The sequence below is a fragment of the Paraburkholderia sp. SOS3 genome (genome assembly GCF_001922345.1).
GTDB lineage: Bacteria > Pseudomonadota > Gammaproteobacteria > Burkholderiales > Burkholderiaceae > Paraburkholderia.
This window is the reverse complement of sequence record NZ_CP018811.1, coordinates 735190-762128: the sequence shown is the minus strand read 5'-3', so window position 1 is coordinate 762128 and position 26939 is coordinate 735190. Positions and strand designations below refer to the sequence as shown.

Genomic DNA, 26939 nt, shown 5'->3' with positions numbered 1-26939 from the left:
TTCCTTTCGACATCGGAAAATTATCCTGATGCGTCGCGCGTTGGTTATCGCACCGAACTGGATCGGTGACGCATTGATGGCGCAGCCGCTTTTTGCGCGCCTCGTGAAACTCCACCCGCGCCTCGTGATCGACGCGGTCGCGCCGGCCTGGGTTGCGCCCGTGCTCGAGCGGATGCCGGAGATCCGCGACGTCTATGCGACCGACCTCGCGCACGGCAAGCTGCAGATGCTGCGCCGCTGGCAACTCGCAAGCGATCTGCGAGACGTCGGCTACGACGCCGCCTACGTGCTGCCGAACTCGCTGAAGTCGGCGCTCGTGCCGTGGCTGGCGAGCATACCGCTGCGCATCGGCTATACGGGCGAGAGCCGCTATGGCCTCTTGAACGTGCGTCACGCAAATCCGCGCAAGGACGAACGCCCGCCGATGGTCGGCCACTATGCGGCGCTTGCCTATGCGCCCGGCGCGAAGGTGCCCGACGACCTGCCCGTGCCGCGTCTCGACGCGGACCTGAACGAGGCGTCGCGCGTGTCCGCGCGCTTCAATCTCGATACGCGCGTGCCGCTCTTCGTGTTCTGCCCCGGCGCCGAGTACGGCCCCGCGAAACGCTGGCCGCCCGAACACTTCGCGGCGCTCGCGCAGATGGTCGGACAGTCGTTCCCGTACACGCAGATCGTCGCGCTCGGCTCGCCGAAAGACGCGCCGATCGCCCAGGCCATTGCCGACCGCGCGCCGAACGTGCGCAACCTGTGCGGCCAGACCGCGCTCGGCGAGGCATGTGCGCTGATCTCGCGCGCCAATGCGGTCGTCACGAACGATTCCGGCCTCATGCACGTCGCCGCGGCACTGCGCCGGCCGCTCGTCGCCGTGTTCGGATCGACTGATCCGCGCCACACGCCGCCCCTGTCGGACCTCGCAAAGGTACAATGGCTGCATCTCGAATGTAGTCCGTGCTTCGAACGCGAATGTCCGCTCGGCCATCTGAATTGTCTGCGGCAACTGAGCGCTGAACAGGTATTCGACGATTTACGCGGTATGTTGATCGCGCAACGGTAAAAAACGCGCAAACGGGCGGGATGGCCGTGTCAACGTACGTAACAACAGCGCACCTGACTGCGCACGCAACCGCGCATGCGGCAGCAGCGATGTCCGCGAGGCTGCAGGGGCTGCTGGGCTGCTGGGCCGCACGAACGGCACGTCATGTGCGCGTCTTGCGGCGCGGGCATTCTCGCGGTTGTCATTGTCCGCGTAGGCCCACACCGGTGTAACGACTGCGGCCCGTCGATGCCCGTATGACCTGCAACCGCGCACGCCGCGCCTAACAGACTGACGAGCCATGCCACGTTTCGCCCACATCTTCGAAGCCGCTGCGGATACCCTCAACGCCTTTTACGAGGCAGTCGCGGAGGTCAACATCGAGAGCCTGATGGGCCTATGGATCGACGAAGAGTTCGTCACCTGCATCTGCGCGGACGGCTCGCATCTGCACGGCCTCGAAAGCATCCGCGCGGGGCTGACCGCGCAGCTCGAGGCGCAGCCCGTCTCGATCGAGCCGCTCGACATTCGCGTATACGACAGTCTCGGCACCGTCGTCTATGCGATTGCCGAAGCGCACCGGCCCGCCAACCCGGCAGCCATGCCGTCAATGGTCTTTACGACCTACGTGATGGTCCACGAACGTGGTGAATGGCGCATTGCGCATATTCACGCGAGTGCGATGCCGAACGAAACGGCCAGCCAGTTCGCTGCCAAAATGAGGCACGGTCAGGGGCCGCTGCATTAGGCGGCGGCCGCGCGCCTGCCGTCAGCCGGTACCGGAAGAAATGAGCACGACGCACGACAACCACGCTTGCACCACGCGAGACCGCGCCGCGGCGGCGGTCGAGGCGACGGTCGACCTGCTCTACCGCGCGCCGCTGTGGCTGCCGAGCAGCCACGCGCAGACCATCGTGCCGGCGCTGTTCGGGCGCCGCCCGGCGGTGAACTACCGCCGCGAGCGCTGGGATACGCCGGACGGCGACTTTATCGACCTCGACTGGCTCGTTCACGATGCCCACCGCACGCCGCCTACCGACGCACCGCTTTTCGTGCTGTTTCACGGGCTCGAAGGCAGTTCGACGTCGCACTATGCGCTCGCGCTGACCGATGCCGCGCACCGGCGCGGCTGGCACGCGGTGGTGCCGCACTTTCGCAGTTGCAGCGGGCCGCTCAACCTGCTGCCGCGCTTTTATCACCTTGCCGACAGCGACGAAGTCGATTGGGTGTTGCGGCGGCTCGCCGACGTGCATCCGGGGCCGATCGTGGTCGCGGGCGTGTCGCTGGGCGGCAGCGTGCTGCTACGCTGGCTCGGCGAGCGGCGCGAGGACGCTTCGCTGGTCGCGGCCGCCGCGGCGATTTCCGCGCCGCTCGATGTGCATGCGGGCGGACGCGCGCTGTCGCAGGGCTTTGGCATGGTCTACACGCGCAACTTCCTGAAGACGCTCAAGCAGAAAGCCGCGCACAAACTCGCGCAATATCCGGGCATCTACGATCTGAACGCGGTGCTCGAAAGCCGCACGATGTACGAGTTCGACGACCTCGTCACGGCGCCGCTGCACGGCTTCCGCAATGCCGACGATTACTGGACGCGCGCCGCGACGCGGCCGTGGCTCAGCGAAATCACGGTGCCGACGCTGGTACTCAATGCGCGCAACGATCCGTTCCTGCCGAGCGCGGTGCTGCCGTCGCCACGCGAGGTATCGGGCGCGGTCGAGCTCGACCAGCCCGCGCACGGCGGCCACGTCGGCTTTATGACCGGGCCGTTCCCCGGCAAGATCGACTGGTTGTCGCGACGGATCTTCGGTTATTTCGCGCCGCTCGTCGCCTAGTTCACGACAACGCCACGCCACGCACCATGGATGAAATCGTCAAACAGGCGCTGGCCAAGTGGCCGAATGTACCGCATTGCACGGGCTGGCTGCTGCTCGACCGGCGCGGCACGTGGCGGATGCGCGACGAAGCCGCACAGGCGCGCGGCGCGCTCGGCGAGCCGATCCGGCATGCGGCGCTGATCGGCTTTATCAACCGCAACTACGAAAGCGATCAGGCGGGGCAGTGGTTTTTTCAGAACGGGCCACAGCGCGTGTATGTCGAACTCGTGTATACGCCGTGGATCGTGCGCCTTGCTGTCGATAACGAGAGCGGCGCGCTGACGCTCACCGATCATACGGGGCAGCCATTTTCGCCGGGCGCGGCTTTTATCGACGATGAAGGCGGTGTGCTGTTTGTCGACGATGCGTCGGCGCCGCGTCGTGTGGCCGCGCTGCACGATCACGATCTCGATCTCTTTTCCGAGCATGCCGAACTATCCGCCAACGGGCTCGCCGGCCGCTTCGTTTGGCGCGATGGGCGGGCATTGCCGTTGCAGCCGGTGGCGCGTGCGGAGGTCGAGACGCGCTTCGGGTTTGTAGCCAGCCCGGCTGCGCGCGCCGCCTAGCGGTCAGCTCTTCTCGTCTTCGCGCTCTTCCTTGTAGCGCGCTTCGAATTCATGCAAGCGCGCGTCAATCGTCGATAGATCGTAATAGCCGGCCGTCTTGAGGTCGCGCGCTTCCTTCAGTTGCCGGATCGCCGAAGGCCACGCGCCCTCGAGCGCGAATTGCTCCGCGAGCGCCCGATGCTGCGTCAGTGCATCGCCGGAGCCGGCGCTCGCCTGCGCCAGATAAAGCCACCACGCCGGCTGCTGCGGATCGGCATCGGTTTCGCGCTGCGCCTGCGCTTGCGCCTCCTTGAAGCGCCGCGCGGTCAGCAGCGTGCGCAGATGCATCTCGATCGCCGCGTGCGATCGAGGCCAGCGGTCCTGGGCGAGCTGCGCGAGACGCAGCGCATCGTCGTTGCGGCCGGCGCGGCGTGCAATGTCGGCTGCAAGCACGTCGAGGCTCGGCGAACTGCGCACGGTGCTGCCTTCGCTGCGGGCGCCCGACTCGAACGCCTGACGCGCTTTCGCGAGCGACGCGTCGGCATCGTCGTAGCGCTCGAGCAGTGTCTGCGCGTAGGCCATGCCGTACCAGTTCGCGGCGACGTTCAACGCCGTGCGATCTTCGATTTCCGAGCGCATCCGCACGATTTCGTCCGCGTATTCGCTGCGCGAGCGGTCCTGCAACACGCGCGAGCGCGCACGCACGAAGCCGTATTCGGCCGCCTGGTGCGGCTGCCGGTACGGCGAGCGGCGCGCGCGGTCGGACATATCGGCGATCCGCTCGCCGGTCAGCGGGTGTGTGCGCGCATAGGCAGGCGCGCCCGCATCGCTCATCGACGCGCGATCGAGCCGTTCGAAGAACGACACCATGCCGTATGGATCGTAGCCGGCACCCGACATCAGTTGAAAGCCGATGCGGTCGGCCTCATGCTCGGCCGCTCGCGAAAAGCGCAGCTGGTTGTCGACGGCGTACGCCTGGCCGCCGAGCGCGATCGCGGTACCGAGGTCGCCGCTGTGCGCGAGCACGCCGGCCAGCACGCCGAACAGCGTGCCCACGAGCGCCGCATAAGTGCTCTTTTCGCTGGCGCTGATCATTCGCGCGATATGCCGTTGCAGTACGTGACCCATTTCGTGGCCGATCACGCCCGCGAGTTCCGATTCGGTCTGCGTCGCGACGATAAGCCCGGTGTTCACGCCGATGAAACCGCCCGGCAGCGAGAACGCATTGATCTGCGGGTCGCGCATCGCGAAAAGATCGAAGTCCGGACGATATCCGCCGATGTATTGCGCACTCGCCGCGGCCGCGAGTTTCCGGGACACCGAATTGAGGTAGTCGCGTACGAGCCAGTCGCCGATATAGTCGGGATCGCGGCGCACTTCGCGCATCACGCGCTCGCCGAGCTTGCGCTCGGCCTGAGGCGTGAGCGAGCCGCCCGAGCCGTCGCCAAGGTCGGGCAATTGCTGCGTCGAGATCGGCGCGCGCAAACTCGCGTTGCCGCCGACGTTGCCCGAGAAACGCGATTGCGCGCCGCCGTAGGTGCCGAATATGCCTTGCGCGATGTCGGGCGGCAGATCGGGCGACGCATACTGTTCGAGAGGACCGGATTCGAGCGGCAAACTCGTGCTCGCGGCTTGCGCAAGCAAGGGCTGCGGTGCGGCAAGCGCGACGGATAACAACGCGGCAAGAATCCGTTTCGAACGCATTGCGTGGTGCGCGGTTCGCGCGGTTCGCGTGGTTGAAGGAGCGGGACGAAGATCGCGGCCCGCGGCGTGTTCGTTTGATAGCGCGTTTCGAATTTGTGTTTCGAGTTTGCGTTCGACTGCGCGTTTTGACTACCACTTTTGACCGCGCGTCCGGACTGCTCGTCTACTGACGGCTCGGCTTGCCGGTCTCGTACGATTGTAACCAGTCGCCCGCCGCGTGGCGACCGTGCGAAGACAGGCCGCATATGGTCAAATTCTAGCGCGCGGCGCGAAGACGCAATTCAGTGGGCGGCACAATGCGGTTTCCGGTGTTTCGGCCGATGCTGCTGATGCTGTCGTCACTGCACGTGGCGCGGCGATCGCCGGCGCCTATCTGATAGCAAGAGGAGCGGAGTACACCCATGCCTGAACTTACCCATTTCGACGCGGCCGGGCAGGCGCATATGGTCGACGTCGGCGGTAAAGAGGAGACCCGGCGCGTTGCGATCGCGCGCGGGTCGATCACGATGCTGCCCGATACGTTCGCGCTGATTCGCGGCGGCAATGCGAAAAAGGGCGATGTGATCGCCGTCGCGCGGATTGCCGCGATTCAGGGCGCGAAACGCACGGCGGACCTGATTCCGCTGTGTCACCCGCTGGCCTTGACGCGAGTAACGGTGGATTTCGAACTCGACGAGACGCTGCCCGGCTTGCATTGCACCGCGCAAGTCGAGACGCGCGGACGGACCGGCGTCGAGATGGAGGCGCTGACCGCCGTGCAAGTCGGGTTGCTGACGGTCTACGACATGTGCAAGGCGGTGGACCGCGGCATGACCATCACCGATGTGCGCGTCATGGAAAAGCACGGCGGCAAATCGGGCGATTGGGTCGCCCCGGCTTGATCAACCGTCTTCGTCATCACCGCCGTCGTCCTGATTCGTGTCTTTCGGCGGCGTGCCGTACTTCTTCACGAGGTCGGCCTTGAAGCCCGCGAGCGTCTTCTGTTCGTCGCAAAGGCTATACAGCGAAGCGAGCTGCGACGGCCAGTCGTTGAGCTCTTCCGCGAAAAGCTTCAGACGCTCGACGGTATCGAACGCGCCCGGCAGGTCGCCGTTCAGTGCCTGCAGCACCGCGTAGCGGCGCAACACGGTTTCGCCCGGCAGCAGCGCGATCGCCTGCTTGTGCATCTCGAGCTTGTACGGCAGGTTCATGCTGTTCATCGGCAACAGCGTCGCCATTCCATACTCGCCCCATGCGCCGAACAGGATCGATGGGTGCGCCTCGTACTCCTCGGCCGGGTGCGAGCCGTAGTACAGCACTTCCGCGCGGTTATAGTCGCGCAGCACCGGATAGAGCGCCGCAAGACCAAAGAACACGACGATCGAATAGACAGCGAGCGATACACGTGCCGGCACCCACGGTAACGGCTTCGTATCGAGCAGCCCGAAGATGAACATCGACGGCAGCAGAAAGAACATGTACTGCTGCGGATACTCGACGAGAGCATGCATGACCAGCACGCCGATCATCGCGAGCCCGAATACCCGTGCCGCGGTGTGCGGCGCGCGCAGCACGCGGACCAGCCACGCAAAGAGGCCGAGCAGCACGATCGCGAAGCCGATCACACCGGTTTTCGCGAGCAGGTCGATAAAGATGTCGTGCGAGTTGTTCGCGATCTCGACGTGACCCAGTTGCCGCACGAAGTCGAACTGGTAGCGCGGAAACTCGCCCCAGCCGACGCCAAGCCAGGGATGGCCCTTGAACATCGTCCATCCGTATTTCCATAGCGCAAGACGCGGCGCGATTTGCCCCGCCTCCCTGAAACGATCCGCGGCCGACACGGCGAGGTCGAACTGGTAGCGGACATTCGCCCAGCGCACGACGACGTTGACGAGCACGAACAGCAACGCGAGCGCAAACGGAATCAGCCATTCGCGATCGCTGCGGCGGCGCTCGGGGTGACTGCGCTTCTCGGCAAACGCCATCCACCACCCGGCGACCACGATCACGCCCGTTTGCAACCACGGGCCGCGCGAAACCGTCAGCGCAAGACCCAACGACAAGATCGACGCGAGCACCGCCCAGACGATCACATTGAGACGCCGCGTCTGCACGAGGAACATCGCGCCTGCCATTCCGAACGCGATGCAAGTGGCCAGGTGGTTCGCCTGCGCCATGTTCCCGAACGGACGGCGGTCGACCACGATGTTGTAGGCAACGACGAGCGGCGTGACCTTCGCTTCGAGATGAAACAGCTGGATCAACTGGCAGAACACCGCAAAGAGTGCACCGATGATCAGCGCGCCGGCGCCGACGCATAGCACCGTCTCGGTAAGCTCCGCGCGATTGAAACCGTAGCCGATATGCACGGCCATGAACGCAGCGAGCAGGAACCCCGCGCCGAGCCAGTTCATCGACGGTTGCGCGAGCGGCAGCACGACCGTCTGCGCGATCAGCACGACGCCGAACCCGAGCGGCACGAGCGCGACCGCCGGCGAGCGGAACGCGATGCGCGGGCGCGAGGTCCAGACCATCAGCGCGACGGCCGCGCCGGTCAGCAGATACAGCGAGAGCGCAGTGAATTCCGCGTAGAACGTCGGGATCGGGTATGTATGGTTGACGACCGCATACGGCAGGATCAACGCACAGACCAGCAGGAATAGCGAAAGATAGCGTGCAAAAGTCGTGGGCATGAGCAAAGTAAGACGTCGGCAACCGGCGCACTATACAAAAGTTTCCTTGCGCTGTGCGCCGGTGGTGCCGAAATACGCCGATGGGATCAACTAACCATGGCGCTATTGCAAGAACCGTGCATCATGCGCGGCATTCGGGCGGAGCAAGATTCGATGGCAGCGTCGCGGCCTCTGCAGGCAACGGTCCCGCGCCCGGAGCCGGTAGCGACGATGCGTTCTTGCCGCCGGCGAAGCATTCCCACGTCAACGCGCCCGGCTGCGCGGCGCCTTTCGCGAGGCCAACGCGTGCGGTCGGCGCGTCCGCGTTGTCGGGCACCGACGGGACGAGCACGAGTGTATTGGTTCCGTCCGGTGCGACGCGCGTGGTGAACGCCACGGTGATCTGCCCGCTGTCGTCGTCGATGTTGATCGTCTTCACGTTGCGCGTGGCCGGCGGCGACGTATAGCCGCCTGCGAATGCGTTGCCGCTCGACGCGTTCTCGGCGACCGCGAGCCGCGCCGACGCGGCCAGCGACAAGCCCTCCCCGACACGGCTGCGCGCCAGATAGTCCTGGTACGCGGGAATGGCGTACGACGCGATCACGCCGACGATCGCCAGCACGATCATCAGCTCGATCAACGTGAAGCCGTAGGCCGCGTAGCAGGTACGCGCGAGCCCGGAGGTCCACTGCCATCTGCCGTCAGGCGGACCGAAGCGGCGGCGGGCAAACAGCGAAGACAGCGAAGCAAGTGAATAGGCAGTGACAGCGGCGATCATCGGCAATACTCCTCAAAACGAAAACGCCTGCCCCGGACATCAGGACAGGCGTGCAATCGTAGCGAGTTGCGATGCGCTCACCTAGTCAGCCGAACGGCATATATTCACGGCGCGAAAACTCCCGTAGAGTGGCCGCCGCGACGCTTGGAACGCCGGCACCGCCAGCGCAAACGGCCCGAGACAACCGGCCGGAGACGAACGGCCGGAGACGAACGGCTAATGCGACGAGTGGCCGGCGAGACGCGCGTTGCGGCGCTTGATCAGATAACCGGCGACTACCACGAACAGTGCGCACGCGAGGCTCATGCCGTACTCGGCCGCCGGCGTGTCGAGAACGGGCCAGCGGTCGCCGGCCGGGTCGTTGATGATGAGCCCGCCCGCAATCCAGCCGAGCAGCGCGGCGCCGAGCGTGATGACCACCGGATAGCGGTCGAGCAATCGCAGCACGAGCTGGCTGCCCCAGACGATCAGCGGAATGCTCACCGCGAGGCCGAAAATCACGAGCGCGATGCGGTGCTCGGGGTCCGCCTGTTCGGCCGCGCCGGCAATCGCGATCACGTTGTCGAGGCTCATCACGGCGTCCGCGACGATGATCGTCTTGATCGCGGCGAGCAGCTTGTCGGCGGGCTTGATGTTCGCGTGTGCGTCGTGAGCGGGCACGAGCAGGCGCACGCCGATCCACAGCAACAACAGGCCGCCCGCGAATTTGAGCAGCGGCACGTCGAGCAGCGCAACCGCGAACACAATCAGCACGACGCGCAGCAGGATCGCGCCGAGCGTGCCCCAGACGATGCCGCGCGTGCGTTGCGCCGGCGGCAGGTTGCGGCACGCGAGCGCGATCACCACGGCGTTGTCGCCGCCGAGCAGGATGTCGATGACGATGATCTGGAAAACCGCGCCCCAATGGAGCGTCGCGAGGAAATCGAGCATGAAAGCAGGATAAAAGGTTGCGGGAAGGGCGGGCGACAAAAAAGCGAGGGAGCGGCGCTCTCTCGCTTCGTGTGACAGGCGTGACTGACGAAAGAATTCCGTAAGAGTAACAAAAAAAATACGCCGGCGTACCTGCAAGGTACGCCGGCGTATTTAGGATTAACCGCGGCGGAATGAAACGCAGTGAGGCAAACCGTGAACTGGCTAGTCAAGCCTCACGCGGCGAATCACGAAGCCGCGCGGCTTACAGCACCGACTTCAGAAGACGCGCCATTTCCGACGGGTTCTTCGTCACCTTGATGCCGCAGGCGTCCATGATTTCGAGCTTCGCTTCGGCGGTGTCCGCACCACCCGAGATCAGCGCGCCTGCGTGGCCCATGCGCTTGCCCGGAGGCGCCGTCACGCCGGCGATGAAGCCGACCACCGGCTTCTTCATGTTGTCCTTGATCCAGTGGGCGGCGTTCGCTTCGTCCGGACCGCCAATCTCACCGATCATGATCACGGCGTCCGTATCCGGATCGTCGTTGAACATTTTCATGACGTCGATGTGCTTGAGGCCGTTGATCGGGTCGCCGCCGATACCGACTGCCGACGACTGGCCGAGACCCAGCGCCGTCAGCTGGCCGACTGCTTCGTACGTCAGCGTGCCCGAACGCGACACGACGCCGATGCGGCCCTTGCGGTGAATATGGCCCGGCATGATGCCGATCTTCAGTTCGTCGGGCGTGATCGTGCCCGGGCAGTTCGGTCCGAGCAGCAGCGTCTTGCGGTTTTCGCGGCGCATGCGGTCCTTGACCTCGATCATGTCGCGCACCGGAATGCCTTCGGTGATGCAGATCGCGAGATCGAGATCGGCTTCGACCGCTTCCCAGATCGCCGCGGCGGCGCCTGCCGGCGGCACGTAGATGACCGAGACGGTCGCGCCGGTTTCGGCCTTCGCTTCCTTGACGCTTGCGTAGATCGGAATGCCTTCGAAGTCATCGCCGGCCTTCTTCGGGTTCACGCCCGCGACGAATGCTTCGCGGCCGTTTGCGTACTCACGGCATGCGCGCGTATGGAACTGACCGGTCTTGCCGGTAATGCCCTGCGTGATGACCTTCGTGTCTTTGTTGATCAGAATCGACATGTATTGACCTCTGTTCGTTTGGCTTCGCGTCGCCTGCGTCTGCACACGGTGTTGCGGTGTTGCGAACTTCCCCGTGCGGCTACGCCGCGCACTCGCGCCGCCATTCGTATCCGGTGATGAGCGCGGTAGCCTTAAGCCTTCTTGCCCGACGCCGCCGCGACAACCTTCTGCGCAGCCTCTTCCATGCTGTCCGCCGAGATGATCGGCAGGCCCGAGTCGGCAAGCATCTTCTTGCCGAGATCCTCGTTCGTGCCCTTCATGCGCACGACGAGCGGCACCTTCAGCGACACCGCCTTCGACGCCGCGATCACGCCTTCCGCGATCACGTCGCAGCGCATGATGCCGCCGAAGATGTTGACGAGGATCGCCGTCAGGTTCGGGTTCTTCAGCATGATCTTGAACGCTTCGGTGACCTTCTCGGTCGTCGCGCCGCCGCCGACGTCGAGGAAGTTCGCCGGCTCGCCGCCGAACAGCTTGATCGTGTCCATCGTCGCCATCGCGAGGCCCGCGCCGTTCACGAGACAGCCGATATTGCCGTCGAGCGAGATGTACGCGAGGTCGAACTTCGACGCTTCGATTTCAGCCGGATCTTCTTCGTCCAGATCGCGGTAAGCAACGATTTCCGGATGACGGAACAGCGCGTTCGAATCGAAGTTGAACTTCGCGTCGAGCGCGATCACCTTGCCGTCGCCGGTCAGGATCAGCGGGTTGATTTCGGCGAGCGATGCGTCGGTTTCCCAGAACGCCTTGTACAGACCTTGCAGAATTGCGCGCGCTTGCGGAATCGAAGCGTCGGGCACGCCGATCTTCTTCGCGAGACCGTCGGCTTCCGCGTCCTGCAGCCCCTTCGACGGATCCACGGCCACCTTGTGGATCGCTTCGGGATGCTTCTCGGCGACTTCTTCGATGTCCATACCGCCTTCGCTCGACGCCATCACGACGACCTTCTGCGACACGCGATCGATCACGAGACCGACATACAGTTCCTTCTTGATGTCGGCGCCTTCTTCGATCAGCAGACGGTTGACCTTCTGGCCTTCCGGGCCGGTCTGGTGCGTGACGAGCTGCATGCCGAGAATCTGGTTCGAATACTCGCGCACCTGCTCGAGCGACTTCGCGACCTTCACGCCACCGCCCTTGCCGCGGCCGCCCGCATGGATCTGAGCCTTCACGACCCACACCGGACCGCCCAGTTCCTCAGCGGCCTTGACCGCATCGTCCACCGAGAACACCGGTTTGCCGCGCGGTACCGCGACTCCGAATTTCCGCAGGATCTCTTTACCCTGGTACTCGTGAATCTTCATGCGTGATTCCCTTCAGTCTGAGAGTTGGATAGAACTTCTTTTCCGGCTGTCTCCTCGGCAGCTGCGTGCGCAGCTGGTGCGCCGGCGCCCTGCGCCTCGCGAGGCCGCAGCGAACGCGGCACATGGCCGTACCAGCGCGGATAGAACTGTCGCACCGCCTCGCCGTCGAATCGCAGCGTATGGCAGCGACCCAGCTGGAATGGCGGTTTATCGTTTGAAATTTCGTTTGCGTCGGCGTCTGAAGGCGCGTTCGCGTTTGAGTGCGCGTCGGCGCTTGCCTGTCCTGCCGCGCCGTTTTGCTGCGCGCTTCCGTTTGCGGTGTTCCACACGTCGCCGGCAAATGCCTGGATCGCCGCGGTCGGCACCACCGCGCAAAGCTCGGTGAGATGCGTGCAGCCAACGGTGCCGCCGAGCAGACGCGCGGCGTGACGACGGAAGTTATCGAGGAGATTGAGCCCGATGAGGGCCCGGTAGGCAGGATTCGATGCTTCGCACAGACCTGGATACGGAACCCAGGCCGACGACGCTTCGGCGTCGACGATATTGAGCTTGCGATCGATCGTGATGCGAAGCCAGAGTTCATGGATCGGCAGGCCATTGGGCCGGACGCCCGACGCCAGCACGGTGTCGCGCGGCTTGACGTCGGTGAGGCACGCCTCGATATCCCACAAGCCATCCGCACGCTCAAAGGCATCCGCTCGGATTGCGCGAGCATGGCGCAACTGACGGGGCACAGGCGGGGAAAGCGGCATGCGAGGGGACAGGAGGCCGGATTTGGAAACCAGCGGATTTTAGCATATTGAGTTTTGGCGCTCCGGCTTGTCCCGTGCGGATCGGACACGCTTATCGGGGCGGCGTTCGGCATCGCCTTGCTGGATTGGGGGATTGCAACGCCCGATTGCCTGACGGCGCTTCAGTCTTCGTCGAAACCCTTGAGAATTTTAGAGACCACCGTTTGCGAAAATCCACGCGAGACGAGAAAGCGCGCCTGCTTTGCGCGCTCCGCGGGCGTTTCGGCAAGCTGGCCGTATTTCTTTTGCCAGACGGCGCGGGCACGCGCGAGTTCGGTTTCGCGCAACTGGGCGGCGGTTTCTTCGATCAGCGTCGAGCCGACGCCTTGCCGCTTCAACTCGCCGACGATGCGATTCGTGCCGAGCCGCGCTGCACGCCGATGCACGAGACTTTCGGTGAAGCGCGAGTCGGAGAGCCAGCCTTCCTGCTCGAGTGAGTCGAGCAGTGTGTCGAGCGAATCGCCCTCTTCGACGAACGGCTGTAGTTTGCGGGACAGTTCCGCGCGGCTGTGCTCGCGTCGCGACAGGTAGCCAAGCGCGCGGCCTTTCAGCGAGCGCGTCGGGCGCGGGCGTTGCGACGCGGTGGATGTTGACCCAGTTGCGCCGTCGCCAGGTTGCCGCCGTGAACGGGTGTAGGTGGTTTCGCCTTCGGTCGAGGCGGCGGAGCCGGCAGCATCGCGCGCGCGACGAGAACCAAAGCGCGGACCGGGCGGGATAGCAGGCCCACGGCCCGCTGCCCGATCATGTGCGTCAAACGACTCGAAGGGGTCGAATGCCGGATCGAGTGCCGGCGCGGTCGGGGGAGCGGATGCCGGAGCGGATGCGTCGACAGGGGAATCACCGCTGTCGAATGGGCCGCCATCATCATGTCTGGAACCGGCATGTTCAGTGCCGGCATTGCCAGACTCAGACCCCGGTCGGCCCTTGCGCATCACGCGGCGCTTACTCCTCGTCTGCGACTTCCGCGTTGGCGTCTGCGCCGATCACTGCATCGGCCGGCATCGCATTGACGCCGAGCGACTCGCGAATGCGGTTTTCGATTTCGCGCGCGATGTCCGGGTTCTCGCGCAGAAATTCGCGCGCGTTGTCTTTACCCTGACCGATACGCTCACCGTTGTAGCTGTACCAGGCGCCCGCCTTGTCGACGATTTTCGCCTGCACGCCCAGATCGATGATTTCACCCTGACGCGAAATACCCTCGCCGTACAGGATGTCGAAGATCGCTTCGCGGAACGGTGGCGACACCTTGTTCTTCACCACCTTCACGCGCGTTTCGTTGCCGATCACTTCATCGTTCTTCTTGATCGAACCGATGCGGCGAATGTCGAGACGCACCGACGCGTAGAACTTCAGCGCGTTACCACCGGTGGTGGTTTCCGGATTGCCGAACATCACGCCGATCTTCATGCGGATCTGGTTGATGAAGATAACGAGGCAGTTCGTGCGCTTGATCGTGCCCGTGAGCTTGCGCAGCGCCTGCGACATCAGTCGCGCTTGCAGGCCCGGCAGCGAATCGCCCATTTCGCCTTCGATTTCGGCCTTCGGCACGAGCGCCGCGACGGAGTCGATGACGATCATGTCGATCGAACCCGAGCGTACGAGTGCGTCCGCGATTTCGAGCGCCTGTTCGCCGGTATCGGGCTGCGACACGAGCAGGTCCGACACATTGACGCCGAGCTTGGCCGCGTATTGGATGTCGAGCGCGTGTTCCGCATCGATAAACGCTGCGGTGCCGCCGAGCTTTTGCATTTCAGCGACGACTTGCAGCGTCAGCGTGGTCTTACCCGACGATTCCGGACCGTAGATTTCGACTACCCGGCCGCGCGGCAGACCGCCGACGCCCAATGCGATATCGAGGCCGAGCGACCCGGTGGAAACCACCTGAATGTCTTCGACAGCCTCACCTGCGCCGAGCCGCATGACCGACCCTTTGCCGAACTGCTTTTCGATCTGCGCGAGCGCGGCAGCAAGCGCCTTGCTCTTTTCAGCCGTCAGTCCAGCCGAGCCTTTCTTGCTTTCTTCCATGAATCGTCCTTTGCTATGATGAACGGCGCCTGTGCAGGCTGTGCGCGCCCCTCCCTATAGATACAATCCGGGCGGCACGTCAGACGCAGATACTGTATAAAAAAACAGTGGTTCTGGCAAGCCCAATTAACCGCCGATTAGCGCAATTCCAACGAAATTTGCGCGCGTGTACGCCTGTGTAAACACGCATGGCCAATCGGATGCCAATCCCACCACAATTAAGTTTCAAGAGACGCTGCGTGCCGGACACACCGGTGCCGGCATGCCTGCCAGCGCATCATGCGAATTCTTATTGCCGAAGACGACAGCATACTCGCGGATGGTCTGATTCGATCACTCCGCCAATCGGCATACGCCGTTGATCATGTGAAGAACGGCGTCGAGGCGGATACCGCGCTGTCGATGCAGACGTTCGACCTGCTGATTCTCGATCTCGGCCTGCCGCGCATGTCCGGGCTCGAGGTGCTGCGCCGCCTGCGCGCGCGCAATTCGAACCTGCCGGTGCTGATTCTGACCGCCGCCGATAGCGTCGACGAACGCGTGAAGGGCCTCGATCTCGGCGCCGACGACTACATGGCCAAGCCCTTCGCGCTCAACGAACTCGAAGCACGCGTGCGCGCGCTCACGCGGCGCGGCGCGGGCGGCGGCCCGACCGTCGTGCGGCACGGGTCGCTGTCGTTCGATCAGGTCGGGCGCATCGCCTATGTGAACGAGCAGGTCATCGATCTGTCCGCGCGCGAGCTCGGGCTGCTCGAAGTGCTGTTGCAGCGGATCGGCCGGCTCGTGTCGAAGGAACAGCTCGTCGATCATCTTTGCGAATGGGGCGAGGAAGTCAGCAACAACGCGATCGAGGTCTACGTGCACCGGCTGCGCAAGAAAATCGAGCCGAGCGGCGTGCGCATCATCACGGTGCGCGGCCTTGGCTATTGCCTTGAAAAAGCCGCACCGGCACCGGTGCAACAGGCGCCCGCGCAACAGCCACCGGCGCACGCACAACAACAAGCGCAAGCACCGGCGCCGGCGCAGCAGCAAACCGCAGCCGCTCCAACGCTCGACCCCGCCGCATCGGCCGCGATGCCGGCGAGCCATCACTTCAAGTAAGCCGACACCCGCGCCATGTCCGCCCGCGCAGATCGCGCCACGGCTGCTCCGGCGCACGCGGCGAACTTCGACGAAGACCGCGACGCGCGCTACGAGAACCCGTTCGCGCCGCCCGACGAAACCGAGGCGGCCGCCGAGACGCGTCCGCGCTCGCTGTTCGGGGAAATTCTGGACTGGATGCTCGCGCCGCTGCTGCTCTTATGGCCGATGAGCATCGCGGTGACCTATCTGGTCGCGAAGTCGATTGCCAATGCACCGTTCGATCGCGCGCTCGAAACCGATGCGTACGTGCTCGCGCGGCAGATCCAGCCGGTCAACGGCGTGGCCGAACTGAAGCTGCCCGATGCGACGAGCGACTTCCTGCGCGCGGACAATATCGATCGCGTGTTTTATCAGGTGCTCGGCACACGCGGCGAACTCGTAGGCGGCGAACGCGACATGCCGCTGCCGCGCGAGGACGACCGGCCGCAGCCGGGCATCGTCGAATTTCGCGACGACGTGCTGCACGGCAACGACATCCGCGTCGCCTATACGACCGTCGAATTCCCGCAGACGGAAGGCGCGCAGCCCGTGCTCGTACAAGTCGCCGAGACGCTCGACAAGCGCAGCGCGCTGGCCAACGACATCATCAAGGGCGTGATCCTGCCGCAGTTCGTGATTCTGCCGCTCGCGATCGTGCTGGTCTGGTTCGGCCTGTCGCGCGGACTTGCGCCGCTGCACGCGTTGCAATCGCATATCCGCGCGCGGCGTCCCGACGATCTGTCGCCGCTCGAGGCGCGCCGCGCGCCGCCGGAAATCGAACCGCTCGTCACGTCGTTCAACGATTTGCTGACGCGCCTCGAGCAGAACATGGAGCTGCAAAAGCGCTTTATCGCCGACGCTGCGCATCAGATGAAGACGCCGCTCGCCGGCTTGCGCACGCAGGCGGAGCTCGCGCTGCGCCAGGACGTGCCGGCCGAGGTGCAACGCTCGCTGCAGCAGATCGCGACGAGTTCGGAGCATGCGGCGCGGCTCGTCACGCAGTTGCTTGCCCTGGCGCGCGCGGAAAACCGGATGTCGGGCCAGGTGTTCACGCTTGTCGAAGTGACCGATGTCGCGCGCCATGCGGTGCGCGACTGGGTGCAGGCGGCGCTCGCGAAACAGATGGACCTCGGCTACGAGGGCCCGGACGTGCCTATTGAAGTCGAAGGCAACCCGGTGATGCTGCGCGAGATGCTGTCGAATCTGATCGACAACGCAATCCGTTACACGCCGCCGGGCGGGCGCGTGACCGTGCGCGTGCGCGAAGAGCGGCCGCACGACGCCCCGCATTGGGTTCACCTCGAAGTCGAAGACACGGGGCTCGGCATACCGGCGGCAGAACGCGAGCGCGTCGTCGAGCGCTTCTACCGCATTCTCGGACGCGAAGGCGACGGCAGCGGCCTCGGTCTCGCGATCGTCCGCGAAATCGCGACGATGCATGGCGGCAAGCTGACCATCGACGACAACGTCTATCAGGCATCGCCGCGGCTCGCCGGCACGCTCGTGCGTGTCAGTTTGATGGCGCGTGCACGCGCCCGGGACTTACCCTAACTGTCAGAAAACCCCGAAAGGCGCCTAGGCATTGAAATGGCGCGTTAGGCGCACTTAGTCGAATGATAGAATCACGTTAGAAGAATTTCGACGAATTTCCGCAATGCGCGGCCGAACACAATCAGACAAATCCGAGTCAGTAGGCCGTAAGTTTCCACTCCAATAATCGGGGGCACGGATCGCCCGACCGGGGGACCGCGCACCTAAATCAAGAGTGGAGGGACGACATATGGCTACCGTAAGCGGGCAGGTCTCGCACGCGCCGATGACAGCCGATGAGAAGCGGGTGATCTTCGCATCGTCGCTGGGCACGGTATTCGAGTGGTACGACTTTTATCTGGCCGGATCGCTGGCTGCCTTCATCAGCAAGAGCTTCTTTTCGGGCGTCAATCCGACTGCGGGCTTCATCTTCACGCTGCTCGGCTTTGCCGCGGGCTTCGCGGTGCGTCCGTTCGGCGCGCTCGTGTTCGGGCGGCTCGGCGACCTCGTCGGCCGCAAGTACACGTTCCTGATCACGATCGTGATCATGGGTCTGTCGACCTGCGTGGTCGGCTTTCTGCCGGGCTATGCGTCGATCGGCATCGCGGCGCCGGTGATCTTCATCGCGATGCGGCTGTTGCAGGGTCTTGCACTCGGCGGCGAGTACGGCGGCGCGGCGACTTACGTCGCGGAGCATGCTCCGGCCAATCGGCGCGGCTTCTACACGTCGTGGATCCAGACGACGGCAACGCTTGGCCTCTTCCTGTCGCTGCTCGTGATTCTCGGCGTGCGTACGTGGATGGGCGAAGAGTCGTTCGGCGCGTGGGGCTGGCGCATTCCGTTCGTCGCCTCGCTGATTCTGCTGGGGGTGTCGGTGTGGATCCGCTTGCAACTGAGCGAGTCGCCAGCGTTCATGCGGATCAAGGCTGAAGGCAAGACGTCCAAGGCGCCGCTTTCCGAAGCGTTCGGCCAGTGGAAGAATCTGAAAGTCGTGATTCTCGCGCTGATCGGCTTGACGGCGGGCCAGGCGGTGGTCTGGTACACGGGTCAGTTCTACGCACTGTTCTTCCTGACGCAGACGCTGAAGGTGGACGGCACGAGCGCCAATATCCTGATTGCGCTGGCACTGTTGATCGGCACGCCGTTCTTCGTGTTCTTCGGCTCGCTGTCGGACCGCATCGGCCGCAAGCCGATCATCCTCGCGGGCTGCCTGATCGCGGCGCTCACGTACTTCCCGCTCTTCAAGGCGCTAACGCACTATGCGAACCCGGCACTCGAGGCGGCAACGCAGAAGAGCCCGATCGTCGTGATCGCGGATCCGAACGAGTGCTCGTTCCAGTTCAACCCGGTGGGCACGTCGAAGTTCACGTCGTCGTGCGACATCGCAAAGAGCGCGCTTTCGAAGTCGGGCCTGAACTACGAGAACGTCGCGGCGCCGCCGGGGACGGTCGCGCAGATCAAGGTCGGCGACACGGTGATCAACGCCTATGACGGCAAAGCCGCGGACGCGAAGGAGCTGGGCAAGACCTTCGACAGCCAGTTGAGTTCGACGCTGAAGGCGGACGGCTATCCGCCGAAGGCCGACCCGGCGCAGATCAACTGGGTGATGACCGTGGTGATCCTGACCATCCTCGTGATCTACGTGACGATGGTGTACGGGCCGATCGCCGCGATGCTGGTGGAGATGTTCCCGACGCGGATTCGCTACACGTCGATGTCGCTGCCGTATCACATCGGCAACGGCTGGTTCGGCGGCTTCCTGCCGGCGACCGCGTTCGCGATCGTGGCGGCCAAGGGGAACATCTATTCGGGACTCTGGTATCCGATCATCATCGCGCTGGCGACGTTCGTGATCGGGCTGATTTTTGTGCGGGAGACCAAGGACTCGAATATTTACGCGCAGGACTGACGGGGTGCACGCTGGTGCCGGGTCTGATGCTGGAGCCGGTGCCGGGATGCATGTTCGGTTGGCTTGTGACGTAGATCGAGGGTCCGCATGATGTGGAGTGACGGTGGGGGTTGACGGCCCCCACCGACCTCCCTATAATCCTCCCTCTTACGGCGAATTAGCTCAGTCGGTTAGAGCGACGGAATCATAATCCGCAGGTCCGGGGTTCGAATCCCTGATTCGCCACCAGCTTCAAAGAAAAAGCCGCTGTTCCGAAAGGACAGCGGCTTTTTCTTTTGCATGTTCACGCGAGATCGAAGCGCTTCGGCAACTCCCCTAACTGCCGGAACACTGCCAGCCAGTCCTCGAGGTGCCAGGTCTGCGCGACACGCCCGTCGCGCATTCGGTGAAAAGAATGGATCGCGAAATGAATCTGTTTCGAGGTCGCTTCGATGCCGAGCAGCTTTCCTGTCTGAGTACCCGTCACTTCGGCACGGACACCGACTCGGTCGTCATGAATGAGAAGGTCGAGGATATGCACTTTCATGTCCGGGAGCGCGGTGACGATATTCGCGAAAATCGTGCTCATCTTCTCCGGACCTGGGACGGCGTGAGGCGGCTCGGGAATGTATTCCCAATCGCTCGTGACCACCTGGCGCAGCAGCGAGATGTCCTTCGTGGAAAACGCCAGATAGAACCGCTCGATCGTATCGCGCACTGCCTGTTCGCTCGATGAAGTCATATCGCTGCCCCTAAGCCATACATCAACGCGGAGTGCCGGTCGATGATGCGGCTGTCGACGGCCCGTTGCTTCAGTCTGCCTCGAATAGCATAGCGTGCGCGCTCTCTCCTTGCAGTGAAGAACGGGCGACTGGCGAACATCTGCATACCGGATCGAGCGATTTCCAGCGCAGATTCATTGCAGGTTCGGCGTGGGCTTACTCACGTGCGCTCGCGACGTTGTCGATCAGCAAAAGCAGGTCGTCTTCATCAGGCCGCGTGCCCCATCTGCTGTGTCCCGAAACGGACGCGATGGCGATCCATGAATGGGGAGGAAACCACTCCAAGCGGAGCGTGTCGCCACTCACGACACGCAAACGCCCGGTGTCACATAAAAACTCCGCACTGACGGTTTCGCCGTCGACGGTCTTGCTTGCGGTGACTGACATCCACTCAGGCATTTTGTCCTCCGCGGCGAGTTCATCAGGGCCTCTGTGTCTAGTCTGACGTTGAGCGGTTGCAGCACAGAGGAGATGAGGCGCATTCTAGGAGCGGGCGCACATTGCAGGTGCGACTTAACGTTCGGTTCTGTAACTGCGCGTAACGTAATCTGCCTGCAAAATCGCTTTCACCTGTCTATTAAGGACTCTGTCATGAAACGCATCGACTTCCTTGCGGCGCTTCGACAACTGTCCGCGGCGGCGGAGATTCTGGCCAAGGCCGGTCCTGACAACCTGCGCGCAGATGCGGTTCGACTGCTCGCGTTTTTTCGCACCTTCGACGAATCTGGCGCTCGGGTAGAACAGGCTGGCGAAGCGTTCAATGACGCGCTATTCGTACAAACGGCGCAAGCAGCGCTTGCACTGGTGGGCCGAAACGAGTTTGCGGCAGTTCACGCATTGCTCGAGCAGGCGAAGATGCTTTTGGATGAATTGAAATAGCCGGTAAGCCCACGGCCTACAGAATCACCTGCTCGAATTGCCCCTTCCCGGAGAAGTTATAGGGAACCTTGAATGCGGCCGCGCCCTTCATCCCCTCCGACTGTTCGATAATCCGTGGCCACCATCGCACCAGGTTGTGCGCCTTGTCCCAGAAATGATGGTTCGACCATCCCTTGTCGAGAAAAAAGACAATAAGTCCCGCTCGACGCAACGCCTCGCGCTCCAATCCTTTGTTCAATTTGTCATGGGTGATGACTGACCATCCGCCCTGTTCCGACAAGCGCTCAATCCACTCCGAGTCAGTCGCATCCGGGGCAAACATCTGCTTCAGATGAATGACCTCGTGCTCAGAAGATTCTGATAGTGCATGTAAAGCTTTAGCGAGGGATGGGGGAAGGTTATTGTCGACGAAGAACTTCACGCCGCTGCTAAGCTTTCTTCAAAGGCAACAGCCGCTTCGACAGCCGAAACGGGTACCTCGTAAAGCTTCGCGACAAAATGCTTGTCGCCTTCGACAGCAACCGCGTCGTGCAGAATCGACGTACGGACAGACCCGGCTGTGACGACAGGCTTGCCGAACGCAATTGACGGATCAAGCACCACTGCCTTGCTGCGTGGCGCTGGATACCAACGCGAGGCAAGCTGGTCCTTGTCGAACTCAATTCCGCTATAGAGCGACGGCTCGATGATTTTTCGAAACGCGTACTGCTGCTTCACCAGATCGAGCAACTCGGTCTCTCCGGTTGCTTCCATTGCCGACGCGAAAATTGTGCGACCGTCGGTGCGGAACTGACGCGAGGTAAACGGATAGTCCGTTTCGAAAAGCTCGCGCGCTTTCTGACTGGCGAGACGAATCGCTTGCAGGCTTACGCCATGTTTCCGGAATGCATGGACGAAGCGGACCTCGAGCAAGTCATGAAAACCGATGCCATCGATCGAGTCGGTAGCGAGCTCCGTCTCCCAGAGCGGAGCAACGGAAACGGATGCGTACGTCCTGTCGCGGTACGAATAGCCGTCCAACCAGCGACGAATATCGCGCAACGGGATCTTGGTCAGTCGAGCCGCTTCATGGAAGGTGTATAGGCCAATGCCGGTAAGCTGCACAGCCCCCCCTTCAGAAAAGTTGACCCGATCGGGAAGCGGCCAGCGCTCCCCGAAGGCACTCGATTTTACCGGAGTTCCGCGGCAATCTCTCGCGGCGTCCCCGCATCCATCGGCCCTGCACAGAGCAAAGGAATGCAGCTAACGACGCCATCCTGGAACGAGGACCCATTCAGAGGCCTAAGACGTGCAATGCTCCTGCAATTCATATCTGCGCCGTGCCTCGGCGACCACCCCATCCCACTCGGCTTTTGTCACACGCTCCTTGAACATTTGAATCAGGAAGTCGCCCAGATTCTGATTCTTCTTCTCCACGCCCATCTTCCCCTTGAGAACGCGCAACTCCTTCTGAATCTCGACGACGCGCGCCCTCGCGCTCTGACGCTTCAAAGACCCACGCGGCAGGGTCTTGGCGAGCGCTTCCAAGTCGCAAAGCGTTCGCGTAAGCGACGCTCGCCGTTGTTCGAACGTTTCGATACGCGGTTCGGCACTTCGAACAGCACCAGGCAGCGACGATTGTGATTGCTCGTCGTGAAAAACGGCACAACGCATGATGAGGCTTCCACTGTGAGGGTTTTAAAACCCGCGACAGCATCGGCCAAAATGAGGTGGCGGCACAAGGCATCGGGGTTGGCCGACCGGCCACAGAGGAAACCGGCACACCCTAAGGTGTCCCTTCTGCCAAGGCCCGCCATTGGTTTGACGTGCAAAGGCACGCGGAGTCAACGCCGTCCAAACAACGATTGTCCGCCTCTGTGGGGTCGAGCGGCCAAGCCCGAAATCACTGTTGTCTACAGCGACATCCACCACTATAGCGACCTGCGTTTTTAGGATAAATAGACCAAACGATATAGGACTTACTCTTAGCGTTTCTCATCAACGCGACCGACTAAGGCAGTCCGTTGACTGAACTGACGAAGGTAGTGCCTCGACAGCCCAATCGCCTCGCGAAATAACGCATTCTCAATGCCATCGGTTAGCTATCAGATATTTCGCACAGAGCACTGCCATTTAGATTGATACCTCCGTCGGTGACAAATCGCTGGACGTCAGATTAACACGCCACTCCATGCGCTTTGAATTCATTCTTCTATTTTCAGAATTTACTTATAGAACCGCCGCCCGGAAGTCGTCGAGTATCGCAGATTGCATCGACTAGCCTTGATATCTATGGTGGTCGCAACACTTAAAAAACGACGCGATTCCCCTTATTCGTTTAAGAATCAAAAACCCGAAAAAGACAATATGACAGACGCATTGTGCCAATGCACCAGAAACACTGACCCTGGAAAAAAACTATCTTGGCCATCAGGTTACAAACGGCTTTATCTTGCAGGTCTACAAAGACAACAAGGGCTATCCGACCGTTGGCCTAGGACATCTCGTAACAGCCGCCGACAGTCTTGGTGTCGGCGACACAATCTCTTTAAAACGGGCACAAGAATTATTGATCATAAGTCTCTCCGAAATCGAAACGCGATTTAATCGTGATATCTGGCTACCGCTCTATCAGTTCGAATATGACGCATTAGTTAGTGTCGCGTTCAATTGCGGCGCCTTTAGAGGATCAAACGCACTGATTGCGCAGATCAATAGCGGCGAACACGGAAAAATGTTCGACTTCTTGCTCTCGTACCGCATCGGCAACAACGCAAAGTTGAAACGACGGCGTTTTCAGGAAGCACGCTTATTCGAAACGGGGATTTACGATGCGACGCATTGAACTCTGGCTCCTTTCCTGCGGCGTTGCATCGTGCCCGTTAGCACTCGCGCAGTCTGTTTATTCCGGCCCATTCGATTACCGCCAATTCCAGCCATCGGCGCGTTATTTCGCGGGACACACAGTGAAAGACATTGATAGCTTTTGCTCTGCAGGCGTACATGCTTCAACGACCGATCTCGAAGAATGTTCACACAGGACGTTCGAGCAGGCCGATGCCGCGTTAGCCAAACAGTTGACTATTGTCATTGCCACATTCACCAAGGCCGACGTAGCAGCCAGAAGCAGCCAGCAGCCCGCCTCGCTGCCATATCTAACCCAATCGCAGACCGCATGGGTCAGTTATCGGGACAATACCTGTTATGCCTTCGCCTACGCCAATGGTCCCGCATCCGCGCGCTACCTGAATTTTTGGGAATGCATGACAACCGCGACGCAAACGCGAACGAAAGAGCTGATTCAACTTCTGGATGGCTAATGGAATGACCATCTACATGATTTGACTCTCGTTTGAAATTCGACAGACAGAAGGAACCAGACCATGGCGGATATTTTTCTAAAGATCGTTGGCATCGCCGGCGAATCGCAGGACGCTCTACATCGGGGCGAAATTGAAATCGATAGCTGGCGCTGGAAAATGTCGCAGCCGTCTTCGATGATGTCTGGATCAGGAGGCGTCGTGGCGCGCGTCGTTATCGACTTGAGCGCTAAAGCGCTCCTTCTCCGTTGATCTGCATCAACCCCCCACCCGCCCCACCCTCATACACTCGTCCGGAGGCTGGCGCCGATTTCGCCCGCCGCTCGCCACGGAGCGACCGCGATGAGCTACAAAACTCTTCTCGTCCACCTGGACAACAGCGAACGTACGCCGCAGCGGCTCGATACCGCGCTCCAGCTCGGGCGGCGTTTCCAGGCGCATCTGACGGGCCTCTACGCGACGTTCGAACCCGATTCGCGCGCGTTCTACGTGATGGCCGGCACCGCCGACTACTACGCGTCCCATCAGCGGCGGCGCGACCAGCAGCGCGGCGCAATCGAGCGTCTGTTTCACGCGCAAGCGCTGCGCGCCAATGTCGACGCGCGTTTCATCTGCGCAAACGGCCCCGCGAATTCAAGCGTGCCGCAGCTCGCGCGTTACGCGGACCTCGTCATCATGGGTCAAACCGATCCGCAGGATCCCGAATCCTTTATCGACCATAACTTCCTCGAAGCCGTTGTGGTGGCAGCCGGCCGGCCCGTGCTGCTGTTTCCGTACGCAGGCGGCGCGACACGGGCAATCGGCGAACGCATTCTTATCGCGTGGGACGGCAGCCGCGAAGCCGCGCGCGCCGCCTACGACGCAATTCCGTTTCTCTCGCACGCAAAGAAATGCACGGTCGTCACGGTGCGCGGCACCGCCGGTGAGCCGCCCGGCGAACGATTCGCCGGCGCCGATATCGCGCTGACGCTCGCGCGCCACGGCGCGTCCGTCGACGTGCTCGACGTCGACGCAAGCAGGCACACGCCGGTCGGCGGCGTGCTGCTGTCCACTGCACACGACCAGGGCTGCGACATGATCGTGATGGGCGCATACGGGCACTCGCGGTGGCGCGAGCTCGTCATGGGCGGCACGACACGGACCATCCTGCAATCGATGACCATGCCCGTACTGATGTCGTGCTAGACAAACCACCCGCATAACACACGTTACGCATACAGCGTCAGCCTCAGGGAGCACCGCTCATGTACAAAAACATCCTCGTCGCGCTCGACGGCAGCGACACCTCGAATCAGGCGCTCGAAGCCGCATTGCGCCTCGCAGGCGAAAATCACGCGCTGCTGCATCCGGTCTACGTCGTCGACATGCCCGGCATCGCGATCGGCACGCCGGGCTTCAACCCCGTCCCCATACGCGACGCGATGCGCGCCGAAGGCGAACGCGTGATCGCCGACGCGCGTGACCGGATGGCGAAGCTGCGCATCAACGGCAGCCCGCGCGTCGTCGATACGAATTCGCTCAGCGAAGACATCGCGCAGCGTCTGCAGTTGTCGGCGGCCGAATGCCATGCCGATCTGATCGTGATGGGCACGCACGGATGGCGCGGCTTCCGACGCCTCGTGCTCGGCAGTGTCGCGGAACGGGTCGCGCGCGGCGCGCCCTGCGCGGTGCTGCTGATTCCGTCGAGCGCACAGCCCGCCGCCGGCGGCGATACCGCACCCGCATCTCCCCCCGCGGACAAGGAGCGCTCATGAGCTACAAAACCCTGCTGGTCCATCTCGACGACAGCCGTCACAGCGCCGCGCGTATCGCCGTCGCGCTCGATCTCGCACAGCGTTTCGACGCGCATCTGATCGGGCTTTACGTCGTCAGCCAGGACCTGTTCCAGCCATTCTTCAAACTCGACGACAGCGTGAATCCGTCCACGCTCGAACAGCAACACATGCAACGGGAGCTCAGTGCGCAATCGGCCTTTCTCGACGCCGCACAACGCGCCGCATGCAACGTCGAATGGCGCGCGCCGCCGGGGCCCGCCATCGAAACCGCGACGCTGCATGCGCGCCATGCGGACCTGCTGATACTCGGCCAGCGCGATCCGGAAGACCCGGCGTCCTATGTCGCGCGACACTTTATCGAAGACCTGCTGATGGAGAGCGGGCGCCCCGCGCTCGTGTTGCCGTATGCAGGCAAGGTCGCGGCGACGATCGGCGAAAACGTCGTGATCGCCTGGGACGGCAGCCGCGAAGCCGCGCGCACGCTGTCCGATTCGCTCGCGCTGATCAAACACGCGCGTGCCGTGACGATCGAGTCGGTCGTGCGGCTCGGCGGCGATGCTGCGCACGGCGAACCGCCCGCGACGCTCGACGTCTCGGTGTTTCTCGAGCGCCACGGCATCCGCGCGTCGTTCTCGACGACGCCGGCCGTCGCCGGCGTCAGCACGGGTGCGACGCTATTGAATCGCGTCGCCGATCTGCATGCGGACCTGCTCGTGATGGGCGCATTCGGTCATGCGCGCGCGCAGGAGCGCATGCTCGGCGGCGCGACGCGCACGATGCTCGAATCGATGACCGTGCCGGTGCTGATGGCACATTGAAGCATTGAAGATAATTTAGCTCGTGTTGGCTGCATCGAAGGCGCGCCGCACCGCCTCGCCTTCGAGCACACATGAGCCGGCATGG

General features: G+C 62.6%; 29 protein-coding genes and 1 tRNA gene. 16 read left to right on the top strand and 14 right to left on the bottom strand.

The window, feature by feature from the left end; genetic code table 11:
• Positions 1–28: 28 nt before the first annotated feature.
• From waaF to BTO02_RS03465, 4 genes are all read left to right on the top strand, one after another.
• Positions 29–1054 (top strand): lipopolysaccharide heptosyltransferase II, encoded by a 1026-nt coding sequence (gene waaF, locus BTO02_RS03480; RefSeq protein WP_075155854.1) that lies wholly within the window; start codon positions 29–31, stop codon positions 1052–1054.
• A gap of 280 nt (positions 1055–1334) precedes the next feature.
• A complete protein-coding gene (locus BTO02_RS03475; RefSeq protein ID WP_075155853.1) occupies positions 1335–1781 on the top strand; it encodes a nuclear transport factor 2 family protein in 447 nt (148 codons plus the stop codon).
• Positions 1782–1821: 40 nt separating this feature from the next.
• Positions 1822–2865, top strand: coding sequence for a hydrolase (locus BTO02_RS03470; RefSeq protein ID WP_075155852.1), 1044 nt, complete (start codon positions 1822–1824; stop codon positions 2863–2865).
• A 26-nt stretch (positions 2866–2891) separates the two neighbouring features.
• Positions 2892–3473, top strand: coding sequence for a DUF2946 family protein (locus BTO02_RS03465; RefSeq protein WP_075155851.1), 582 nt, complete (start codon positions 2892–2894; stop codon positions 3471–3473).
• Positions 3474–3476: 3 nt separating this feature from the next.
• Here BTO02_RS03465 and BTO02_RS03460 read toward each other — a convergent pair whose 3' ends face one another.
• A complete protein-coding gene (locus BTO02_RS03460; protein ID WP_075155850.1) occupies positions 3477–5156 on the bottom strand; it encodes a M48 family metalloprotease in 1680 nt (559 codons plus the stop codon).
• 401 nt (positions 5157–5557) lie between these two features.
• Here BTO02_RS03460 and moaC point away from each other — a divergent pair, with 401 nt between their 5' ends.
• Entirely contained in the window at positions 5558–6037 is a 480-nt protein-coding gene (gene moaC, locus BTO02_RS03455; RefSeq protein ID WP_075155849.1) for a cyclic pyranopterin monophosphate synthase MoaC, read from the top strand.
• Here moaC and BTO02_RS03450 read toward each other — a convergent pair whose 3' ends face one another.
• From BTO02_RS03450 to recA, 8 genes are all read right to left on the bottom strand, one after another.
• The gene (locus tag BTO02_RS03450) at positions 6038–7828 is read right to left on the bottom strand and encodes a PglL family O-oligosaccharyltransferase (RefSeq protein ID WP_075155848.1); all 1791 of its coding nucleotides are present in this window, start codon (positions 7826–7828) and stop codon (positions 6038–6040) included.
• A gap of 121 nt (positions 7829–7949) precedes the next feature.
• Entirely contained in the window at positions 7950–8585 is a 636-nt protein-coding gene (locus tag BTO02_RS03445) for a pilin (protein WP_075155847.1), read from the bottom strand.
• A 216-nt stretch (positions 8586–8801) separates the two neighbouring features.
• The gene (locus BTO02_RS03440) at positions 8802–9515 is read right to left on the bottom strand and encodes a TerC family protein (RefSeq protein WP_075155846.1); all 714 of its coding nucleotides are present in this window, start codon (positions 9513–9515) and stop codon (positions 8802–8804) included.
• Between the two features lie 244 nt (positions 9516–9759).
• On the bottom strand, positions 9760–10641 hold the full coding sequence (sucD, locus tag BTO02_RS03435) for a succinate--CoA ligase subunit alpha (protein WP_075158554.1): 882 nt from the start codon (positions 10639–10641) through the stop codon (positions 9760–9762).
• A 131-nt stretch (positions 10642–10772) separates the two neighbouring features.
• On the bottom strand, positions 10773–11945 hold the full coding sequence (sucC, locus tag BTO02_RS03430; RefSeq protein WP_075155845.1) for an ADP-forming succinate--CoA ligase subunit beta: 1173 nt from the start codon (positions 11943–11945) through the stop codon (positions 10773–10775).
• Positions 11942–12697, bottom strand: coding sequence for a DUF2889 domain-containing protein (locus tag BTO02_RS03425; RefSeq protein WP_075155844.1), 756 nt, complete (start codon positions 12695–12697; stop codon positions 11942–11944). The genes sucC and BTO02_RS03425 overlap by 4 nt, the downstream gene beginning before the upstream one ends.
• Positions 12698–12858: 161 nt before the next feature.
• On the bottom strand, positions 12859–13668 hold the full coding sequence (gene recX / locus BTO02_RS03420) for a recombination regulator RecX (protein ID WP_156883738.1): 810 nt from the start codon (positions 13666–13668) through the stop codon (positions 12859–12861).
• A gap of 10 nt (positions 13669–13678) precedes the next feature.
• Positions 13679–14761 carry a recombinase RecA gene (gene recA / locus BTO02_RS03415; RefSeq protein ID WP_075155842.1) on the bottom strand — a complete coding sequence of 361 codons (1083 nt, stop codon included), beginning with the start codon at positions 14759–14761 and terminating at the stop codon, positions 13679–13681.
• 279 nt (positions 14762–15040) lie between these two features.
• Here recA and BTO02_RS03410 point away from each other — a divergent pair, with 279 nt between their 5' ends.
• The 4 genes from BTO02_RS03410 (at position 15041) to BTO02_RS03395 (ending at position 19550) form a co-directional block, all read left to right on the top strand.
• Positions 15041–15862 (top strand): response regulator transcription factor, encoded by an 822-nt coding sequence (locus tag BTO02_RS03410; RefSeq protein ID WP_075155841.1) that lies wholly within the window; start codon positions 15041–15043, stop codon positions 15860–15862.
• Between the two features lie 15 nt (positions 15863–15877).
• Positions 15878–17434, top strand: coding sequence for a sensor histidine kinase (locus BTO02_RS03405; RefSeq protein WP_075155840.1), 1557 nt, complete (start codon positions 15878–15880; stop codon positions 17432–17434).
• A 229-nt stretch (positions 17435–17663) separates the two neighbouring features.
• Positions 17664–19322, top strand: coding sequence for an MFS transporter (locus BTO02_RS03400; protein ID WP_075155839.1), 1659 nt, complete (start codon positions 17664–17666; stop codon positions 19320–19322).
• A gap of 151 nt (positions 19323–19473) precedes the next feature.
• Positions 19474–19550: transfer RNA gene (locus BTO02_RS03395), tRNA-Met, on the top strand.
• Positions 19551–19605: 55 nt separating this feature from the next.
• On the opposite strand, the gene BTO02_RS03390 is transcribed toward BTO02_RS03395, so the two are convergent.
• Complete coding sequence (locus BTO02_RS03390) at positions 19606–20019, bottom strand: ester cyclase (RefSeq protein WP_332262255.1); 414 nt, start codon at positions 20017–20019, stop codon at positions 19606–19608.
• Between the two features lie 220 nt (positions 20020–20239).
• The gene (locus BTO02_RS03385; RefSeq protein ID WP_075155837.1) at positions 20240–20482 is read right to left on the bottom strand and encodes a hypothetical protein; all 243 of its coding nucleotides are present in this window, start codon (positions 20480–20482) and stop codon (positions 20240–20242) included.
• 192 nt (positions 20483–20674) lie between these two features.
• On the opposite strand from BTO02_RS03385, the gene BTO02_RS03380 reads away from it, so the two are divergent.
• Positions 20675–20962, top strand: coding sequence for a hypothetical protein (locus BTO02_RS03380; RefSeq protein WP_075155836.1), 288 nt, complete (start codon positions 20675–20677; stop codon positions 20960–20962).
• 16 nt (positions 20963–20978) lie between these two features.
• Here the strand turns inward: BTO02_RS03380 and BTO02_RS03375 are convergent, their stop codons facing one another.
• From BTO02_RS03375 to BTO02_RS03365, 3 genes are all read right to left on the bottom strand, one after another.
• Complete coding sequence (locus BTO02_RS03375) at positions 20979–21383, bottom strand: DUF5615 family PIN-like protein (RefSeq protein ID WP_075155835.1); 405 nt, start codon at positions 21381–21383, stop codon at positions 20979–20981.
• Positions 21380–22066 (bottom strand): DUF433 domain-containing protein, encoded by a 687-nt coding sequence (locus tag BTO02_RS03370; protein ID WP_075155834.1) that lies wholly within the window; start codon positions 22064–22066, stop codon positions 21380–21382. The genes BTO02_RS03375 and BTO02_RS03370 overlap by 4 nt, the downstream gene beginning before the upstream one ends.
• 177 nt (positions 22067–22243) lie before the next feature.
• Complete coding sequence (locus BTO02_RS03365) at positions 22244–22489, bottom strand: hypothetical protein (protein WP_083614965.1); 246 nt, start codon at positions 22487–22489, stop codon at positions 22244–22246.
• Between the two features lie 904 nt (positions 22490–23393).
• Between BTO02_RS03365 and BTO02_RS34085 the strand changes: the two genes are divergently transcribed.
• The 6 genes from BTO02_RS34085 (at position 23394) to BTO02_RS03335 (ending at position 26854) form a co-directional block, all read left to right on the top strand.
• A complete protein-coding gene (locus BTO02_RS34085; protein WP_198039180.1) occupies positions 23394–23786 on the top strand; it encodes a lysozyme in 393 nt (130 codons plus the stop codon).
• Entirely contained in the window at positions 23773–24261 is a 489-nt protein-coding gene (locus tag BTO02_RS03355; protein WP_075155831.1) for a lysozyme inhibitor LprI family protein, read from the top strand. The genes BTO02_RS34085 and BTO02_RS03355 overlap by 14 nt, the downstream gene beginning before the upstream one ends.
• A gap of 63 nt (positions 24262–24324) precedes the next feature.
• Entirely contained in the window at positions 24325–24513 is a 189-nt protein-coding gene (locus BTO02_RS03350; protein ID WP_075155830.1) for a type VI secretion system tube protein Hcp, read from the top strand.
• Between the two features lie 90 nt (positions 24514–24603).
• Positions 24604–25446, top strand: a complete 843-nt coding sequence (locus BTO02_RS03345; protein ID WP_075155829.1) for a universal stress protein — start codon at positions 24604–24606, stop codon at positions 25444–25446.
• A 59-nt stretch (positions 25447–25505) separates the two neighbouring features.
• Entirely contained in the window at positions 25506–26015 is a 510-nt protein-coding gene (locus tag BTO02_RS03340; RefSeq protein WP_075155828.1) for a universal stress protein, read from the top strand.
• Complete coding sequence (locus tag BTO02_RS03335; RefSeq protein ID WP_075155827.1) at positions 26012–26854, top strand: universal stress protein; 843 nt, start codon at positions 26012–26014, stop codon at positions 26852–26854. The genes BTO02_RS03340 and BTO02_RS03335 overlap by 4 nt, the downstream gene beginning before the upstream one ends.
• The last annotated feature ends 85 nt before the right edge of the window (positions 26855–26939 follow it).

Bases quoted from the DNA above. Each gene is read 5' to 3' on its own strand.
- waaF (WP_075155854.1), top strand. From the start codon at position 29: ATGCGTCGCGCGTTGGTTATCGCACCGAACTGGATCGGTGACGCATTG.
- BTO02_RS03475 (WP_075155853.1), top strand. From the start codon at position 1,335: ATGCCACGTTTCGCCCACATCTTCGAAGCCGCTGCGGATACCCTCAAC.
- BTO02_RS03470 (WP_075155852.1), top strand. From the start codon at position 1,822: ATGAGCACGACGCACGACAACCACGCTTGCACCACGCGAGACCGCGCC.
- BTO02_RS03465 (WP_075155851.1), top strand. From the start codon at position 2,892: ATGGATGAAATCGTCAAACAGGCGCTGGCCAAGTGGCCGAATGTACCG.
- BTO02_RS03460 (WP_075155850.1), bottom strand. From the start codon at position 5,156: ATGCGTTCGAAACGGATTCTTGCCGCGTTGTTATCCGTCGCGCTTGCC.
- moaC (WP_075155849.1), top strand. From the start codon at position 5,558: ATGCCTGAACTTACCCATTTCGACGCGGCCGGGCAGGCGCATATGGTC.
- BTO02_RS03450 (WP_075155848.1), bottom strand. From the start codon at position 7,828: ATGCCCACGACTTTTGCACGCTATCTTTCGCTATTCCTGCTGGTCTGT.
- BTO02_RS03445 (WP_075155847.1), bottom strand. From the start codon at position 8,585: ATGATCGCCGCTGTCACTGCCTATTCACTTGCTTCGCTGTCTTCGCTG.
- BTO02_RS03440 (WP_075155846.1), bottom strand. From the start codon at position 9,515: ATGCTCGATTTCCTCGCGACGCTCCATTGGGGCGCGGTTTTCCAGATC.
- sucD (WP_075158554.1), bottom strand. From the start codon at position 10,641: ATGTCGATTCTGATCAACAAAGACACGAAGGTCATCACGCAGGGCATT.
- sucC (WP_075155845.1), bottom strand. From the start codon at position 11,945: ATGAAGATTCACGAGTACCAGGGTAAAGAGATCCTGCGGAAATTCGGA.
- BTO02_RS03425 (WP_075155844.1), bottom strand. From the start codon at position 12,697: ATGCCGCTTTCCCCGCCTGTGCCCCGTCAGTTGCGCCATGCTCGCGCA.
- recX (WP_156883738.1), bottom strand. From the start codon at position 13,668: ATGCGCAAGGGCCGACCGGGGTCTGAGTCTGGCAATGCCGGCACTGAA.
- recA (WP_075155842.1), bottom strand. From the start codon at position 14,761: ATGGAAGAAAGCAAGAAAGGCTCGGCTGGACTGACGGCTGAAAAGAGC.
- BTO02_RS03410 (WP_075155841.1), top strand. From the start codon at position 15,041: ATGCGAATTCTTATTGCCGAAGACGACAGCATACTCGCGGATGGTCTG.
- BTO02_RS03405 (WP_075155840.1), top strand. From the start codon at position 15,878: ATGTCCGCCCGCGCAGATCGCGCCACGGCTGCTCCGGCGCACGCGGCG.
- BTO02_RS03400 (WP_075155839.1), top strand. From the start codon at position 17,664: ATGGCTACCGTAAGCGGGCAGGTCTCGCACGCGCCGATGACAGCCGAT.
- BTO02_RS03385 (WP_075155837.1), bottom strand. From the start codon at position 20,482: ATGCCTGAGTGGATGTCAGTCACCGCAAGCAAGACCGTCGACGGCGAA.
- BTO02_RS03380 (WP_075155836.1), top strand. From the start codon at position 20,675: ATGAAACGCATCGACTTCCTTGCGGCGCTTCGACAACTGTCCGCGGCG.
- BTO02_RS03355 (WP_075155831.1), top strand. From the start codon at position 23,773: ATGCGACGCATTGAACTCTGGCTCCTTTCCTGCGGCGTTGCATCGTGC.
- BTO02_RS03350 (WP_075155830.1), top strand. From the start codon at position 24,325: ATGGCGGATATTTTTCTAAAGATCGTTGGCATCGCCGGCGAATCGCAG.
- BTO02_RS03345 (WP_075155829.1), top strand. From the start codon at position 24,604: ATGAGCTACAAAACTCTTCTCGTCCACCTGGACAACAGCGAACGTACG.
- BTO02_RS03340 (WP_075155828.1), top strand. From the start codon at position 25,506: ATGTACAAAAACATCCTCGTCGCGCTCGACGGCAGCGACACCTCGAAT.
- BTO02_RS03335 (WP_075155827.1), top strand. From the start codon at position 26,012: ATGAGCTACAAAACCCTGCTGGTCCATCTCGACGACAGCCGTCACAGC.